This window comes from Pseudonocardia sp. OZ21 (genome assembly GCF_059359135.1).
In genome coordinates this window covers 415,957-431,072 of record NZ_JCADBN010000003.1, presented here as the reverse complement: position 1 = coordinate 431,072, position 15,116 = coordinate 415,957, and the positions used below count along the sequence as shown (strand labels likewise).

14 protein-coding genes and 1 pseudogene are annotated in these 15,116 nt (G+C 70.4%); 6 read left to right on the top strand and 9 right to left on the bottom strand.

Features of this window, described 5'->3' with window-relative positions; all coding sequences use genetic code 11:
* The first annotated feature begins 16 nt into the window (after positions 1 to 16).
* From AC5L35_RS08870 to AC5L35_RS08855, 4 genes and pseudogenes are all read left to right on the top strand, one after another.
* Positions 17 to 547: a Jag family protein gene (locus AC5L35_RS08870; RefSeq protein WP_433277268.1), complete on the top strand. Its 531-nt coding sequence runs from the start codon at positions 17 to 19 to the stop codon at positions 545 to 547.
* Positions 540 to 1,235, top strand: a complete 696-nt coding sequence (gene rsmG / locus AC5L35_RS08865; protein WP_495059066.1) for a 16S rRNA (guanine(527)-N(7))-methyltransferase RsmG — start codon at positions 540 to 542, stop codon at positions 1,233 to 1,235. Before AC5L35_RS08870 ends, rsmG begins: the two co-directional genes overlap by 8 nt.
* A 53-nt stretch (positions 1,236 to 1,288) precedes the next feature.
* A pseudogene (locus AC5L35_RS08860) lies at positions 1,289 to 2,180 on the top strand (ParA family protein).
* 34 nt (positions 2,181 to 2,214) lie between these two features.
* A complete protein-coding gene (locus AC5L35_RS08855; RefSeq protein WP_495059065.1) occupies positions 2,215 to 3,207 on the top strand; it encodes a ParB/RepB/Spo0J family partition protein in 993 nt (330 codons plus the stop codon).
* 118 nt (positions 3,208 to 3,325) lie between these two features.
* On the opposite strand, the gene AC5L35_RS08850 is transcribed toward AC5L35_RS08855, so the two are convergent.
* Together AC5L35_RS08850 and AC5L35_RS08845 are read right to left on the bottom strand one after the other, a co-directional pair.
* Positions 3,326 to 4,273 carry a D-alanine--D-alanine ligase family protein gene (locus AC5L35_RS08850; protein WP_495059064.1) on the bottom strand — a complete coding sequence of 316 codons (948 nt, stop codon included), beginning with the start codon at positions 4,271 to 4,273 and terminating at the stop codon, positions 3,326 to 3,328.
* Positions 4,274 to 4,991: 718 nt separating this feature from the next.
* Positions 4,992 to 6,323 carry an aminotransferase-like domain-containing protein gene (locus AC5L35_RS08845; protein ID WP_495059264.1) on the bottom strand — a complete coding sequence of 444 codons (1,332 nt, stop codon included), beginning with the start codon at positions 6,321 to 6,323 and terminating at the stop codon, positions 4,992 to 4,994.
* Between the two features lie 235 nt (positions 6,324 to 6,558).
* Here AC5L35_RS08845 and AC5L35_RS08840 point away from each other — a divergent pair, with 235 nt between their 5' ends.
* Positions 6,559 to 7,215: a GNAT family N-acetyltransferase gene (locus AC5L35_RS08840; RefSeq protein ID WP_495059063.1), complete on the top strand. Its 657-nt coding sequence runs from the start codon at positions 6,559 to 6,561 to the stop codon at positions 7,213 to 7,215.
* Between the two features lie 169 nt (positions 7,216 to 7,384).
* Here the strand turns inward: AC5L35_RS08840 and AC5L35_RS08835 are convergent, their stop codons facing one another.
* The 6 genes from AC5L35_RS08835 to AC5L35_RS08810 form a co-directional block, all read right to left on the bottom strand.
* Positions 7,385 to 8,539, bottom strand: coding sequence for an N-acetylmuramoyl-L-alanine amidase (locus AC5L35_RS08835; protein WP_495059062.1), 1,155 nt, complete (start codon positions 8,537 to 8,539; stop codon positions 7,385 to 7,387).
* Positions 8,540 to 8,711: 172 nt separating this feature from the next.
* Positions 8,712 to 9,038, bottom strand: coding sequence for a thioredoxin (gene trxA / locus AC5L35_RS08830; RefSeq protein WP_169400095.1), 327 nt, complete (start codon positions 9,036 to 9,038; stop codon positions 8,712 to 8,714).
* 38 nt (positions 9,039 to 9,076) lie between these two features.
* A complete protein-coding gene (gene trxB / locus AC5L35_RS08825; protein WP_495059061.1) occupies positions 9,077 to 10,084 on the bottom strand; it encodes a thioredoxin-disulfide reductase in 1,008 nt (335 codons plus the stop codon).
* Between the two features lie 87 nt (positions 10,085 to 10,171).
* The gene (locus AC5L35_RS08820; protein WP_495059060.1) at positions 10,172 to 10,912 is read right to left on the bottom strand and encodes an RsmA family anti-sigma factor; all 741 of its coding nucleotides are present in this window, start codon (positions 10,910 to 10,912) and stop codon (positions 10,172 to 10,174) included.
* Positions 10,909 to 11,460 carry an RNA polymerase sigma factor SigM gene (sigM, locus tag AC5L35_RS08815; RefSeq protein WP_495059059.1) on the bottom strand — a complete coding sequence of 184 codons (552 nt, stop codon included), beginning with the start codon at positions 11,458 to 11,460 and terminating at the stop codon, positions 10,909 to 10,911. Before sigM ends, AC5L35_RS08820 begins: the two co-directional genes overlap by 4 nt.
* Positions 11,461 to 11,642: 182 nt before the next feature.
* Positions 11,643 to 12,218: a TetR/AcrR family transcriptional regulator gene (locus AC5L35_RS08810; RefSeq protein WP_495059058.1), complete on the bottom strand. Its 576-nt coding sequence runs from the start codon at positions 12,216 to 12,218 to the stop codon at positions 11,643 to 11,645.
* Between the two features lie 301 nt (positions 12,219 to 12,519).
* Here AC5L35_RS08810 and AC5L35_RS08805 point away from each other — a divergent pair, with 301 nt between their 5' ends.
* Entirely contained in the window at positions 12,520 to 13,299 is a 780-nt protein-coding gene (locus tag AC5L35_RS08805; protein ID WP_495059057.1) for an alpha/beta hydrolase, read from the top strand.
* A 106-nt stretch (positions 13,300 to 13,405) separates the two neighbouring features.
* Here AC5L35_RS08805 and AC5L35_RS08800 read toward each other — a convergent pair whose 3' ends face one another.
* The gene (locus AC5L35_RS08800; RefSeq protein ID WP_495059056.1) at positions 13,406 to 15,109 is read right to left on the bottom strand and encodes a protein kinase family protein; all 1,704 of its coding nucleotides are present in this window, start codon (positions 15,107 to 15,109) and stop codon (positions 13,406 to 13,408) included.
* Between the last annotated feature and the right edge of the window lie 7 nt (positions 15,110 to 15,116).

Below are 15,116 nucleotides of genomic sequence, written 5' to 3'. Positions count from 1 at the left end.
GGAGAGGAGACGCATCGTGCCGAAGACTGCGCAGGACGGGGCCACCGAGAGCGTCGCCGCGAGCCCCGCGGCGAGCACCGCCGAGGACCAGCTGGTGCGCGAGGGCGACATCGCCGGTGACTACCTCGAGCGGCTACTCGACGTGCTCGACTACGACGGCGACATCGACCTCGACGTCGAGGCAGGGCGGGCGATCGTCAGCATCGACGGCGGCGAGGACCTCGACAAGCTGGTGGGCGAACGGGGCGCGGTGCTCGAGGCACTACAGGAGCTCACCCGCCTCGCCGTCCAGCAGTCGTCCGGCAATCGGAGCCGGCTGATGCTCGACATCGCCGGGTGGCGTGAGGCGCGGCGCGAGGAGCTCACCAAGCTTGGTACCCGTACCGCGAAGGACGTGTTGGCGTCCGGGGAGTCCGTGCGGCTGCGCCCCATGACCCCCTTCGAGCGCAAGGTCGTGCACGACGCCGTCGCTCGCATCAAGGGTGTGTCGAGCGAGAGCGAGGGCGAGGAGCCGCGGCGGCAGGTCGTCGTCTTCCGCGGTGCCTGACCTCCCGGCCACCTCTGTTCCGATCGATGGGGTAGCCGGTTCCGTCTTCGGTGACCGGCTACCCCTCGCTCGTCGTTTTGCCGAGCATCTCGTCACGTCCGGTGTGGAGCGCGGTCTGATCGGACCCCGCGAAGCGCCCCGCGTCTGGGATCGGCACGTCCTCAACTGCGCCCTCGTCGCGGAACTTGTGCCGGATGGCGCGCGTCTTGTGGATGTGGGTTCGGGAGCGGGCCTCCCCGGGATACCGTTGTCGCTGGCTCGGCCCGATCTCAGCATCGTCCTCATCGAACCCCTCGCGCGTCGCGTGGAGTGGCTCCGCGAGGTGATCGCCGATCTCGGCCTGTCAGTGACAGTGGAGCGGGGTCGGGCCGAGGAGACTGTGGTTCGGCGGCGATGGGAGGGTGCCGACGTGGTGACCGCTCGCGCGGTCGCGCCCTTGGCGCGGCTTGCCGGTTGGAGCCTTCCGTTGCTGCGGCCCGGCGGGATTCTGCTCGCCATGAAGGGCGCCACCGCCCCGGCTGAGGTCGAGCGGGACGCCCCGGCTGTCCGCAGGCTGGGCGGTGGGGTCCCACGGATCGAGCGAGCCGGCGTCGGAGTCATCGATCCCCCGAGCACGGTGGTCGTCATCGAGCGAGTGCGGGAGGCCGGGAAGCCCGACCGACCGCGGCGCAGGAGAGGGCAAGCGTGACGTTCAGAGTGTCCCAGCACGAGATGTCCCCACACCAGATGTCCCAGCGCGAGATGCTCCCTCCCGTTTCACGTGAAACACCGGGATGGACACCCATTGCCGAGGAGGCCGAACGCGCGGCCAGGGTGCTGCACCCCGACCGGCACCGGATGCCCCGTCCGGCACATCGGCGGGTGATGACCGTCCACGAGCACGGTCAACCTCGCTGCCGCGCTGGCGATGCACGGGGTCCGGGTGCTCGTCATCGACCTCGACCCACAGGGCAACGCGAGCACCGCGCTCGCCGTCGAGCACCGGCTCGGCACGCCGTCGGTCTACGAGGCGTTGCTCGGAGAGATCCGCATCGTCGACGCGGCGGTCAGGAGCTCCGCCTCTCCCGACCTCCTGTGCGTCCCGGCCACGATCGACCTGGCCGGTGCGGAGATCGAGCTCGTCAGCATGGTCGCCAGGGAGAACCGGCTCAAGCAGGCGCTGACCGACGGCTCGCTCGACGAGCTCGGGGTCGACTACGTGTTCATCGACTGTCCCCCGTCGCTCGGGCTCCTCACCGTCAACGCCCTGGTGGCCGCGAGTGAGGTGCTGATCCCCATCCAGTGCGAGTACTACGCCCTGGAAGGGCTCGGGCAGCTGCTGAGCAACATCGACCTCGTGCGGTCGCACCTCAACACCGCCCTGCACGTCTCCACGATCCTGTTGACGATGTACGACGGCCGCACCAAGCTCGCCGACCAGGTCACCAACGAGGTCCGCAGCCACTTCGGCACCACCGCGCTGCGCACGGTGATCCCGCGCAGCGTCAAGGTCTCCGAGGCGCCCGGCTACAGCCAGACCGTGCTGGCCTACGACCCCGGTTCGCGGGGAGCGATGAGCTACGTCGACGCAGCGCGTGAGATCGCCGACCGCGGAGCGCGGATGAACCTTCCTGCTGATCCGGACGGGCGGTAGTCAGATGACCGAGCGGGGGACGCCAGTGGAGCGCGTGGCCACTCAGCGCAAGGGCGGGCTGGGACGCGGTTTGGCCGCGCTCATCCCGACCGCACCGGCGGCTCCGGCGCCTACCGCGGTCCTCACCGTCGCCCCGGCCGTGCCGACGGGATCCCCGTCGGAGGGGCGCGCATCCCACCCCGTCGACATCCCCGCGTACCCGGCCACCTCCTCGGTGGCCGGTGCGGTGTACCGCGAGATCGACCTCGCCGCGATCCGTCCCAACCCCCAGCAACCGCGTACCAACTTCGACGACGAGAGCCTCGCCGAGCTGGAGCACTCGATCCGCGAGTTCGGGCTCCTGCAGCCCATCGTGGTCCGCGAGGCGGCCTCCCCCGGTACCTACGAGCTCGTGATGGGCGAGCGCCGCTGGCGCGCCGCGCAGCGGGCAGGGCTGGCGCAGCTGCCGGCGATCGTCCGCCGTACCGGCGACGACGCGATGCTGCGCGACGCGCTGCTGGAGAACATCCACCGCGTCCAGCTCAACCCGCTCGACGAGGCGGCCGCTTACGAGCAGCTGCTTGCGGAGTTCGGCGTCACGCACACCGAGCTCGCCGACCGGCTGGGCCGGAGCCGGCCGGTCGTCACCAACACGATCCGGCTGCTGAAGCTCCCGGTGTCGGTGCAGCGCCGGGTCGCGGCGGGCGTGCTGTCCGCCGGCCACGCCCGCGCGCTGCTCGGGCTGAATGACGCGGGTCGGCAGGAGGAGCTCGCCGCCCGGATCATCGCCGAGGGCATGTCGGTCCGCGCCACCGAAGAGGCCGTTGTCCTTCTGCGGCGCGAGTCTCCTGCGCCCGCGAAGCCGAGCCGTCGCAAGCCGATGCTGGCGCCCGGCATCGAGGACCTGGCGAACCGGCTGTCCGACACGTTCGACACGCGCGTGAAGGTCGAGCTGGGTCAGCGCAAGGGCCGGATCGTCGTGGAGTTCGGGTCGGTCGAGGATCTGGAGCGGATCGCGAGGCTGATGGACCGGCCCGACGAGGAGTGACCCCCTGACCCTGTTTCACGTGAAACAGGGTCAGCGGCCGCCCCGGGTCCGGCCGGCCTCACCGCGATGTCGGTCTCGATGTTCGCTCGGGGGCGCATCGTGTTTCACGTGAAACAGCTCAGCCGCGGGCGACCGCCCGCTCGACGAGCGCCGCGTAGAGGTCGCCCAGCTTCATCCCGGCCGCCCGAACGGTGGTGGGCAGCAGCGAGGTCTCGGTGAGCCCGGGCGAGACGTTCACCTCGAGGATCTGCACCCGGCCGTCGGCATCGACCACCGCGTCCATCCGGGATACGTCCCGCAACCCGAGTAGCTGGTGGGCGGCGAGCGCGGTCTCCGCCAGGATCCCCAGCGTCGCCTGGTCGAGGCGCGCCGGGCAGTGGAACGTCGCGGCGCCCGGTGTGTAGCGGGCGGTGTAGTCGTAGACGCCGCCCACGGCGTCGACCTCGACCGGCGGCAGCGCCCGCGGCTCGTCGCCGTCATGAACGACCGTGACAGCGACCTCCGTGCCGGCGATGAACCGCTCGGCGAGCACCGTGTCGGCGTAGGCGAGACAGCTGACCATCGCGGCGGGAAGCTCCGCCCGCTCCGTCACCACCTGCGAGCCGAGCGCCGAGCCACCCTGGTCGGGCTTCAGCATCAGCGGCAGACCGAGGCGGTCGACCATCGCGTCCAGGACCGCCTGCGCGCCGAGCGCCCGGAACGTCGTGTGCGGCAGCGCGACCCAGTCCGGTGTGTCGAGACCGGCGCGGGCCAACTCCGCCTTCGCCGTCGGCTTGTCCCAGGCGCGCCGACAGGCCTGCGCAGGCGTCCCGACGAACGGCACCCCGAGTAGCTCGAGCACCGCCTGGACCGAACCGTTCTCCCCCTCGCCCCCGTGCAGCGCGATCGCGACGGCGTCGGGCGGGTCGCTCCGGAGCCGCTCGACGAGCGCGGCGTCGACGTCCCACTCCCGTACCGACGCACCCGCATCGGACAGGGCGGCGGCCAGCCGCCGTCCGGATCGCAGGGACACCTCGCGCTCGTGCGACAGGCCCCCAGCCAGCACGGCCACAGTTCTTTCGGTCACCGCCGCATTCTCCGGTACGGCGATCTGTGATGCGGTCCCGGCTCGACGGAGCTACGAGTGGCCGGGCGCGCGAGGGATCCACGGAGCCGCGGGCGCCGACAACGGCCGGCACCCGCCCGGCCTCAGGAGAACGTGGGCGGCAGGCGAACTCGGTGGGCGCGGCTGTTTCACGTGGAACAGGTGGAGTCCCTGCGAGCGTCGCGGTGACTCGCACGGGATTCGCGGTCCGCCAGGCAGGAGCGGGTGGTGCGGGAGCCAGGTGCCTCAGCGATGCGCTCAGGGCGGCATCGGTCGCGGTGAGCAGCCGGGCCCGAGTCGACGGTCGGATGGCCGACTCGTACGGAGTCACGGGACTTGCACTACTGAACCGGCGCCTCGGACACAGGGGAAAACCACCCCGCGCGCGACATGGACACATGTCGCTGTTCGAAGGCGGGTTCTGACCGCGGTCAGAACCGTACGGACGCCCGGTGCCGGCCGCTTACGCGACATGGCCACATGTCGCTGCTGGGAGGCGGGTTCCGGCCGCGATGTGTGTCCATGTCGCGATCAGGGCCGTTAGGCGGGGAGAGATGGGCGTCGGCCGGGCGGTTCATGCACCGGTTCTCGGCGACTCGCGCACCCAATTTCGGCGACTCGCGCGCAGAATCTTGGCGACTCGCGGGCGGTCCTGCGGCCCGCGCGGGAGCACGATCCGCGCGGGGTCGGGGGCCTGGCGTCAGGGGGTGTGGGGGCTGGGGGTCTGGGGGCCGTTGCGTGCCGGCGCGGGGCCCACCGCGGGACGGGCAGGCGAGCCGAACGTGCGCATGACGTCCAGCTCCGCCTCGAGCACGCCCGCGAGCCTGCGGACGCCCTCGGTGATGCGCTCCGGGGTCGGGTAGCAGTAGGACAAGCGCAGCTGCCGGCTGCCGAATCCGTCGGCGTAGAAACCGGTGCCGGAGGCGTAGGCGACGCGGGCGGTGACTGCTCGCGGCAGCATTGCCTTCGTGTCTACCCCCTCCGGCACCGTGACCCAGACGTAGAAGCCGCCGTCGGGCACGTTCCACGTGCAACCGTCGGGCAGGTACGTGTCGAGAGCGTCCAGCAGGGCGTCGCGCCGGTCGCGGTAGGCCTCGGCGAAGGTCTTGATCTGGCTGCGCCAGTCGTGCCCGCTGAGGTAACGCGACACGAGCATCTGCGTGAAGCTCGGTGGGCAGAGGGTGGCCGACTCGGCGGCCAGCACGAGGCGGTCGCGCACCGCGGGCGGCACCAGCGCCCACCCCACGCGCAGGCCGGACGCGAAGGTCTTGGAGAACGATCCGAGGTAGACCACCGAGCGGTCGAGGGAGCGCAGCGCCGGGTAGGTGCGGCCGCTGAACCCGAGCAGCCCGTAGGGGTTGTCCTCGACGACGCCGACCCCGTAGGAGGCACAGATCTCCAGGATCTCGGCCCGGCGCTCGACGGCGAGGGTGACGCCTGCGGGGTTGTGGAAGTTCGGGATCGTGTACAGGAACTTCGGTGTGATCCCCTGCGCGGCGAGCGTGCGGAGCGCCTCGCGGAGCAACTCCGGGACGAGGCCGTGCTCGTCCATCGCGACGTGCACGACGCGGGCCTGGTAGGCGGCGAAGCTGCCGAGCGCGCCGACGTAGGACGGGCCTTCGGCGAGCACGACGTCACCCGGGTCGCAGTAGATGCGCGTGACGAGGTCGAGTGCCATCTGCGAGCCGACGGTGACGACCACGTCGTCCGGATCGGCGCGGATGCCTTCGAGCGCCATCACCTCGCAGATCTGCTCGCGCAACGCGGGCACGCCCTGTGCGGAGCCGTACTGCAGCGCGACCTCTCCCTCGCGCTGCACGAGGTCGGCCACCTCGGCAGCCAGGGCGCCGAGGGGCAGGGCGGCGAGGTTGGGCATGCCGCCGGCCAGCGAGACGACCTCCGGCCTGCTCGCCACGGCGAACAGCGCGCGGATCTCCGATGCGGTCATGCCCGCCGTGCGAGCGGCGAACCGCTCGGCCGGCACTGGTGCCGCCGCCGATTCGATGCCGGACGGTCGTTGTGACGGGGGCACGGCCGACTGCGGCACGGTGGATCCTCCCGGGGTTTCCTCGGCAGCGGGGACGCCGATCGGGGGCTGCGGCCCACCGAGTGTAACCGGGAAGAGGGAACTTCCTTCAGTTCGTCGTGGGTGAGACACCAGTCGCAGTACTCGGGGTGTCGGTTCTTGCTGGATCGATCTATGGTCGAGAAGTCGACGCGAGGGGCGGCGGCGTTCTCTCAATGGATCTGGTCGCCGGAGGTTGCTCTTGTCGTGGCACATGGCGCCCCTCACCCTGGACAATCTCGACGACTTGCCCAAGCGGTGTCGTCGATGCGTGTTCTGGGAGCTGTCGGAGCATCTCGCTAAGCAGGCGGCGGACTTCGGGTCCACCGAGCTCGAGAAGGAGGCCTGGGTCTCCGAGGTGCTTCTCGAGTGGGGATCGTGCGGGCGCATCGTCCACATGGACGGCGTCCCGGCCGGCTACGTGATCTATGCCCCGCCCTCGGCGTCGCCGCGGGCGGCGGAGCTGCCGACCGGTCCGGTCAGCGCCGACGCGGTGCTCCTCACCACCATGCAGGTGATGCCGGAGTTCGCGGGCGAGGGTCTGGGCCGGATGCTCGCGCAGGCCGTCGTGCGGGATCTCACGCGCCGCGGTGTCAAGGCGATCGAGGTGTTCGGCGAGCAGCGGCCCGGGGACGAGCCCGGCTGCCTCATCCCCGCCGACTTCCTCCGCGGCGTCGGGTTCAAGACCATCCGGCCCCACCCGCGGTACCCGCGTCTGCGGATGGAGCTGCGCTCCGCGATGACGTGGAAGGAAGACGTCGAGGCCGCGCTGGAGCAACTGCTCGGCACGATCACCATCCCGATGCAGGCTTCCAGCGTGAGCGATCAGCCGCGCCGGCAGGTACCCACCCGCTCCTGAGCGGAGCTCTCACGCCCGTACAGGGCGCCCTGTAGCGGACGCTGACGGGCTGCGGGCCCCGTGCCGGTGCGAGGGGCTGGACCCTGCCGTGTCGCGGCTCACGGGCCCGTACATCAAGAAAAGTGGATGTACGAGTGCCCGTAATGACCGATATGCCCGATCTTACGGGTCAGATCGCCTGCGCTCCGCGCTCCAGCTCGCGTGCGAGCACATCGGAGAACGTGAAGGTGCCGGTGGGCTGATCGTCCTGACCCAACAGGTAGAGCCGCTTCACGGCGACGAGGATGCCCTCGGCCACCACGTCGCGGAACGCCGGATCGAGCAGCCGCTTGCGGTCACCGATGTGGGACAGATACCCGATCTCGACCCGAACCGTCGGCATCCGCGTCAGCCGCAGCAGCTCCCAGGTTCGGCCCTGGGTGCGGCAGTCGTACATCGCGGTGCGCGTGAGCAGCTCCCGCTGGATGAAGCCGGCGAGGGCCTCACCGACGGTGGACGTGGCTCCGGAGCCGTTGCCGAAATGGAAAGTGGCAAGGCCCTGGGCGTGCATGCTGCGGTTGGCGTCGGTATGCAGCGACAGCACGAGGTCGGCGCCGGCGCTGTTGGCGAACGCTGCCCGCTCGGTCTCGGCGGGGCAGGTGTCCTCCTGCCGGGAGAGCATCGCGTCCATACCCGTGGCTGTCATCCGGCCGACGAGCCTGCGGGCGAGATCCCACATGAGGTCGGCCTCCGCGACACCGGCCGCCATGATGCCGCGGTCCGGCCCGCCGTGGCCGGGGTCGACGACGATCCGCTTGCCGCGCAGCCGCGGGCCTGCCTGGCGCAGCAGCTCCTGCTCGCGCAGCAGGTGGGGCCGGCCGCCGGTGACCTTGCGGCCGAGCTGGCGGAGTGAGCGCAAGGTGGCGGGACCGCACAGACCGTCGGGCACGAGACCGTACTCGCGCTGGAACTTCCGCAGCGCGGCCTCGGTCTGCTCGTCGAAGACGCCACCAGGACGCCCTGGGTCGTACCCGAGCTCGAGCAACCGCTCCTGCAGAGCGACGACGTCGTCACCGCTCATCGGGGCGGAGATCATCAGCGCGAGCATCCGGTCGCCGAGGGTCCACCCGGCCTCCCGCAGTGCGCGGTAGGTGGCCGGTCCGACGAGCCCGTCGGTGATCAGGCCCCGCTGCTGCTGGAACGCACGTACGGCCTGTTCGACGGCGTGGTCGAAGCGGTCGTCCCCCGGACTCTCCGGACTGTCGCCGAGCAGGCCGAACCGTCGCAGCGTGGACCGGATCTCGACGACGGCCGGACCGCTGTCACCTCGGCGCAGCAGCTGCATGCACTCCTCGCTCGTTCGTCAGGCACCGTCGCTGCGGTGCTCGGATCGTCGCTCATTGTGCCCTGCCGGTTCCCCGATGGGGGATGGCGGGCCGTGTCGGCCGATGTTTGTGTCGTGATAGACAAGTACCCCGCTTCCGGCTTCGGAAGCGGGGTACTCGGGGTGGATCGAATCAGCCCAGGTAGTCGGCGAGATCCGAGAGCAACGCAGCCTTCGGCTTGGCTCCCACGATCTGCTTCACCGGCTTGCCGTCCTGGAAGACGATCATCGTCGGGATGGACATGACCTGGTAGTCCCGGGCTGTCGACGGGTTGGCGTCGATGTCCAGCTTGGCCACGGTCAGCTTGTCCTTGTTCTCACCGGCGATCTCGTCGAGAACGGGCGCGACCATCTTGCACGGCCCGCACCAGGTGGCCCAGAAGTCGACCACGACTGTTTTGTCGCTCTTGAGTACGTCAGCGTCGAATGAGTCGTCGGTGACGTTCACCGTGTTGGCCATTGGAATCTCCGTTCGTCGGTGAGGATCAAAGAATTCGTTCAGCCGGTGACCGCGGCGACCTGCTCGGCCACCTGGCCGTAGCCGCCGCCGGCCAACTCGCTGGGCACCGGGCCGTCGGCCAGCCAGCGCTCGGCGTCGATCGCCGCGGCACAGCCGGAGCCCGCGGCGGTGATCGCCTGCCGGTAGGTCTTGTCGACGAGGTCACCCGAGGCGAACACGCCGGGGATGGCCGTGCGCGTGCTCGGCGCCTGGACCTTCACGTAGCCGTCCTCGTCGGTCTCGAGCACGTCGCGAACGAGTGCGCTGCGGGGGTCGTGCCCGATGGCGACGAACATGCCCGACACCTCCAGGAGGGACTCCTCGCCGGTGACCGTGTCGCGCAGCTTCAGGCCGGCCACGCTCTTGTCGCCCACGACCTCGACGACCTCGGCGTTGGTGCGCCAGCGCATCTTCGGCTCGCTCTTCGCCCGCTCCAGCATGATCCTGGAGGAACGGAATTCCTCGCGGCGGTGCACGATCGTGACCGATCGGGCGAACCGGGTGAGGAAGATGGCCTCCTCCATCGCCGAGTCACCGCCGCCGATCACGGCGATGTCCTTGTCGCGGAAGAAGAAGCCGTCACACGTGGCACAAGCGCTCACACCACGGCCCAGGAGCAGTTGCTCCCCGGGAACGTGGAGGTAGCGGGCGGCCGCGCCCATGGCCAGCACGACCGCGCGGGCGCGGTAGGTGACGCCGTTGGCGAGGACGGTCTTGACCTCGCCCTCCAGCGATACCTCCTCGACGTCCTCGGCGCGCAACTCGGCGCCGAAGCGCACGGCCTGGCCACGCATCTGCTCCATGAGCTCGGGGCCCATGATGCCGTCGGTGAAGCCGGGGTAGTTCTCGACCTCGGTGGTGGTCATCAGGGCGCCGCCGAACTGGGTGCCCTCGAAGACCAGCGGCCTCAGCTGAGCCCGAGCCGCATAGACGGCCGCGGTATACCCGGCCGGCCCGGACCCGATGATGATCAGCTCACGCACCTCGTCGGTGGTCACTGGCGCCATGCCTCCCCTGTTTGTCTGTGCTTGTCAACACGATCCCAGGGGCAAGCATTCCGACAGCTACCGGGCACCGCCCGCGGGTGGCGGGGATCACCCGCCGATCCGCATGGACGCCAGCAGCACGCCTCCTGCGGGCCCGCAGCCCGGGTCGACGACCGCCACGTCGAAGGTGCCCAGCCGCCCCGTGGCGAGCACCAGCAGCACGCCCTCGCGGCCGTCGAGCTCGACTCGACGCCCACCGAGGAGCATGGCGTCGGGCTCCAGCGTGGGGGCTACGGCGCGCAGGCAGCCCGCACGTCGTTCGGGGTCGGCGAGGTCGCCTGCGTCGGTGGCGCCGACCGCCGCCCGTGCGACAGCGGCCAGGTTCACACGATCGACGGACGGCAGCGGGGCGGCCCGGCCCCATACCCCACCGGCGACGACGAGAGCGGCGAGCACCGCTGCGGCGCCGACGGACGGTCGGGGCCACCGCCGTGACGGGCGGGTGCGCGCCGGCCGGGACGTGCCCCCCGGACGGCCAGATGGTGCCCCGCGACGCGGACCGGGATCACCCGCGGCGCGCCCGGTGTCCACCCGCGGGCCTGCAGCATCCAGGGCGGCGGAGGCCGCCTCCCGCTCCAATGCCGCATCCCACCGCGCGGCGATCTCCGGGGGCACGGCCGGGGCGGGCAGCGCCGCCAGCTCGGCGCGGGCGGCGGCGAGCGCGTCCAGCACTGCCGTCGCGTCGGTGTCGGCAGCCGCCGCAGCGCGTACCCGCGCGGCGCGGCCGGGGTCGAGCAGCCCGGCGTCCAGGTCGGCGAGTTCCGCGAGGTCAGGGTGTTCGGCGGTCATCGCACCTCCTCCCTCAGGTGCCCGAGCAGCACCGCCAGGCGTGCGCGGCCCCGCGCGCAGCGGCTCTTCACCGTGCCCACCGGGACCTCCAGCAGCTCTGCGGCCTCCATCACCGGCCAACCCTGCACGTCCACCAGCACCACGGCCAACCGCTGCTCGACGGGCAGCGCCGCGAGGGCGGCGTCGACCGTCAGGCGGGTGACCAGTTCGGAGGCGAGATCGGGCTGCCCTGCCGCGACGTCGCGGTCCGGCAGCGGAACGGTGGTGCGTCTGCGCTCGTGCCTGATCCGGTCGATGCAGGTGTTGACCAGGATCCGGTGGAGCCAGGTGCGCACCGAAGCGTCCCCTCGGTACGAGCCGGCGCACCGGAACGCGGCCACGAGGGTCTCCTGGACGGCGTCGGCGGCGTCCTCCGGGTCGTGCAGGGTGCGTAGCGCCAGCCCCCACAGGCGGGACCGGTAGCGCGCAACCAGCTCGGCGAACGCGTGCCGGTCGCCCGCCCGGTGTGCGAACAACAGCTCCGCATCGGTGGCAGCCGGGGAGCACACGAGCCGGAGACTAGGTGGCGGCCGCCGTCTCCCGTGGCCGTTCCGGAGAACTGGTGATGATCAGGAACCGGGGCGACGTGCCGGTGACTCGGTGAGCAGGTCTCGCGAGTCGTGTTGTCGCGGGATCGTCGAGTCCCCGCCGGCGTGAACGCAGGAGCGAAATCCCCACTTCACGTGGTTCTTCAGCTCGATCTGCACTGGTCCGGCGAGTGGTATTCCAGGAGCCAGGCAACGGCCCGGCGGGCGCGTTGGATGGGCTCGTGGTCCCGGTGCAGGACGTAGTTGTCGTTGGCCAGGTGGAGAAAACTGTCGAACTCGAACGCCAGCTGGGCGGGTTCCTTGTCGCGGATGGCCAGCTGACCTGCTTCGCAGGCATCTTTGATGATGTCGGTGAGCAGACTTGTCCATGCGATGTGGTGTTTGACGAGAAGTTCGCGGACATCACCGGCACGGGCGCCGAACTCTGAGCTGGCAGCCGCGAAGAAGCAGCCGCCGGGGAACGTGTGCTGGGCGTAGTTCAGGAAATTCTCGAACAAGGCGCGTAGTCGGGCGATCGGCTCGGGCGCGCTCAGGGCCGGACCGATCACCTGAGCGTTCATGATGTCGGCTGCCGCGGCGATGGTGGCCAGCTGGAGCTCCAGCTTGGCGCCGAAGTGGGCATAGAGCCCTCCCTTGCTCATCCCGGTTGCGACCGCCAGATCCGCGATCGACAGTCCGTCCAGGCCTCGCTCGGTGGCCAGCCTGGTTGCCGCTTCCATGATGGCCCGGTAGCTGCGCTCTCCGTCGGATCGCCGGGGGCGGCGTGATGCGGAAGAACGGGGGGCACCCCCGGTGGTGACGCCCCGCTCAGGCGTCTGACTGTCCATGTTGACAAGTAGACCCGAGCGCTCGTAACCTCAGCAAGAAAGAACGATCGATCGTAATAACTAGGGCCTTCGGCGCAGGTGAGGGGGTCGCCTGCCGCGAAGACCGAGCGACGGCTCTGTGCCTGGTAGGCGGACGCCGGTGAGAGATCCAACCGAAACGGGGCGTTCGATGTCTGACCGCGCAGAGGAAAGAATGCACCTGCTCTATGCAGATGAGAAGATCGAAGGTGTGCGGGTCGAACGGTACGGAGAGCCATCGTCGCTGCCCTCCTTGGTTTTCGTGCACGGCGGTACCCAGGGGAGCTGGGCCTGGGAACATGTCGCTCCGGATCTGGCCGGCCGCGGATGGCATTCCTCCTGTCTCAATTGGTTCGGCCACCACGGTTCTGATGCTCTGGCGCCCGCAGAGGCACTTCAGCGCTCCATTATGGATGTCACGCGAGAGATACGTGTGGTGACTGATCGGCTGCCCGGGGATCCCGTCCTCATAGCCCACAGTATGGGCGGTCTCGCGGCTCTGGCATATGCGAGCGAAAGTCCCGTGAAAGCCCTGGTGTTGCTCACTCCCGTGGTGCCCGAGAAGCATGCCGGCGCAGAAATCCCCTTGCCGGTCGACCCGTCGAGCATGTGGCTGATTCCAGCCCGAGCGCTCCGTGAGGTGTTCTGGGACGCGGTGGCCGACGACGAAGCGCAGAGATATGCATCTCTGGTCGTCCCGGAATCCCCTCGGGCGGTCATCGAGGCCACTCGGTGGACGGTTGATCTCGACGTGAGCAGTATTACCGCTCCCGCGTACCTACTGGGAGCGGAGTGCGATTCGGTCGTACCCCACGAGTATGTCGAGTCCCTCGCGAAGGAAATGGGCGCAGAGTACGATATCCTGCCCGAGCAAGGGCACGGCGTCATTCTGAATCCCATCTGGGAGGATGTCGCCGCTCGCATTTCCAGGTGGCTGGACAAGACGGTCAAGTAGCCGTCCTAAGCCGCGTTCTCCCGCAGCTCCATCGCCTGATGCGAGGACGCCCCACGAGCTGGGCGCCCTCGCATCACCCGTGACTGCTCCGAAGAACCGACGACGATCACGTACCGGCGCGGAGGAACTGCACCTCGTCGATCTCGCTGGAATGGGCGTCGCCGCCACCGCTGAGCTTCGAGATCCACAGCAGCACGTGCGTGACCGGCTGGCTTCCCGCGAGCGACACCGGGGTGCTGTGGTCCCTGAGCGTGACCTCGGCGATCGGCACGGTCTCGTCGAACGCCGCATCCGGGGCGGGAGCCGAGCGGACCTGGATCACCGTGCCCGCGCTCGGCGACTCGATCGTGAGCTCGGAGAGCTGCACGGCCGACGCGAACGACACCATCACCCCGACACCGGGCTTGAGCGCCGGGAACTGCTGCTTGTAGCTGAAGGTGCTCCACCCGCTCGACGGGTCGCCGTCGATCACGCGGGACACGCGCGCGGAGTTGTCGCGGTCGCCCACGGTGTCGTAGACCTGGACGCCCGCGACCGCCGCCACGGCGCCCGGCGCGGCCGCCGGACCCGGCTGCGCGACGTCGGCGGCCGGGGCGGAGATGGCTCCACCGTCGACCTTGATGGGCGGCGCGTTGCCTTCCGAGAACACCGAGCCGAGCTGAACCGCGACGTATCCGAGCACCAGGAGGACCGCTACGGCGAGCGCGGTCAGCCCGGTGGCGAGCTTGCGCCTGCGTCGCGGGTCGGGAGGGGTGACGGCGCGTCCCTTGTCCTGCCACACGTCGCCCGGTCCGGAGGGCACGCCGTCGTCGGCAGGGGGGAACAGCGCCATGCGGTCCTGCTCGGCGACCACCTCGTCGAGGAGGCGGTGGACCGCGGCGGCGGTGTGGACCTGGCCGGGTGCGCCGGCAGGGCCGAGCGTGCCCGCAGTGATCGCGTCGAGTTCGACGGGTACGCCCGGTCGCTGCTCCGACGGGGGCACGAGAGAGCCGCCCGGCGAGCGCTCGGCCGCACCGAGACCGGCCAGCGCGGCGTCGGCGGTGGACAGCGGCCACCGCGAGGTGAGAAGGGTGTAGAGCACTGCGCCGAGCCCACGGATGTCGTCGGCCGCGGTGACGTTGGGACGGGGCAGCGCGAAGCAGAGCTGTACACGCCCCTCCGGGGTGATCCGCACGCGCTGAGGGTGGTCGCAGCCCAGCACGAGGCCGTGGCGGTGTGCCTCCTCGGCCGCGGCAGCGAGCGGGGCCACCGCGCGAGCTGCCGCGATCGGCTTGATCAGCCCGTCGGCCACGACATCGGCGAGGCTCCGTCCGGGCACCCACTCGGTGACCGCGACCCCCAGCACGTCGTGGGGTATGCCGCCGGTGCCGGGAGCCAGCACGTCGAGGAGCCGGGCGCACCCGCTGTGCTCGAAACTGCCTGCGCGCAGGGCTCGCGCGACGATCTCGTCGGCGCGTGCAGCGGCCTCGCTCTCCGAGATGCTCTCGCCGCTGAACCTCCGCAGCACGGTGGCGCCGACGTCGCGGCGCAGGATCGTGTCCTCGGCCTGCCAGAACTCGGCGCCTGCCGCGGTGTCGGAACCGACGCGCGTGCGCAGCCGGTAACGGCCGGCGAGTTCGGTGCCTGCGATGGTGCTGGATGGGACCGCGCGAACGGTGGGAGTCTCGGAAGACGGCCCCAGCCGAACCGTGGGCGCATCCTCCGGACGCTTCTGCTCCGGGACGAATGGTGTAGGCGCCGCATCGGTGGTGGGCGCTCCCCCCTCCCATGGCGCCGCCGCACCCGACGGTGGGCTCGCCAACTCACTCACTTCCACG

Coding starts and splice junctions, on each gene's coding strand:
- AC5L35_RS08805 (WP_495059057.1), top strand. CDS start 12,520: ATGCACCTGCTCTATGCAGATGAGAAGATCGAAGGTGTGCGGGTCGAA.
- trxA (WP_169400095.1), bottom strand. CDS start 9,038: ATGGCCAACACGGTGAACGTCACCGACGACTCATTCGACGCTGACGTA.
- AC5L35_RS08820 (WP_495059060.1), bottom strand. CDS start 10,912: ATGACCGCCGAACACCCTGACCTCGCGGAACTCGCCGACCTGGACGCC.
- AC5L35_RS08835 (WP_495059062.1), bottom strand. CDS start 8,539: ATGCAGCTGCTGCGCCGAGGTGACAGCGGTCCGGCCGTCGTCGAGATC.
- AC5L35_RS08810 (WP_495059058.1), bottom strand. CDS start 12,218: ATGGAAGCGGCAACCAGGCTGGCCACCGAGCGAGGCCTGGACGGACTG.
- trxB (WP_495059061.1), bottom strand. CDS start 10,084: ATGGCGCCAGTGACCACCGACGAGGTGCGTGAGCTGATCATCATCGGG.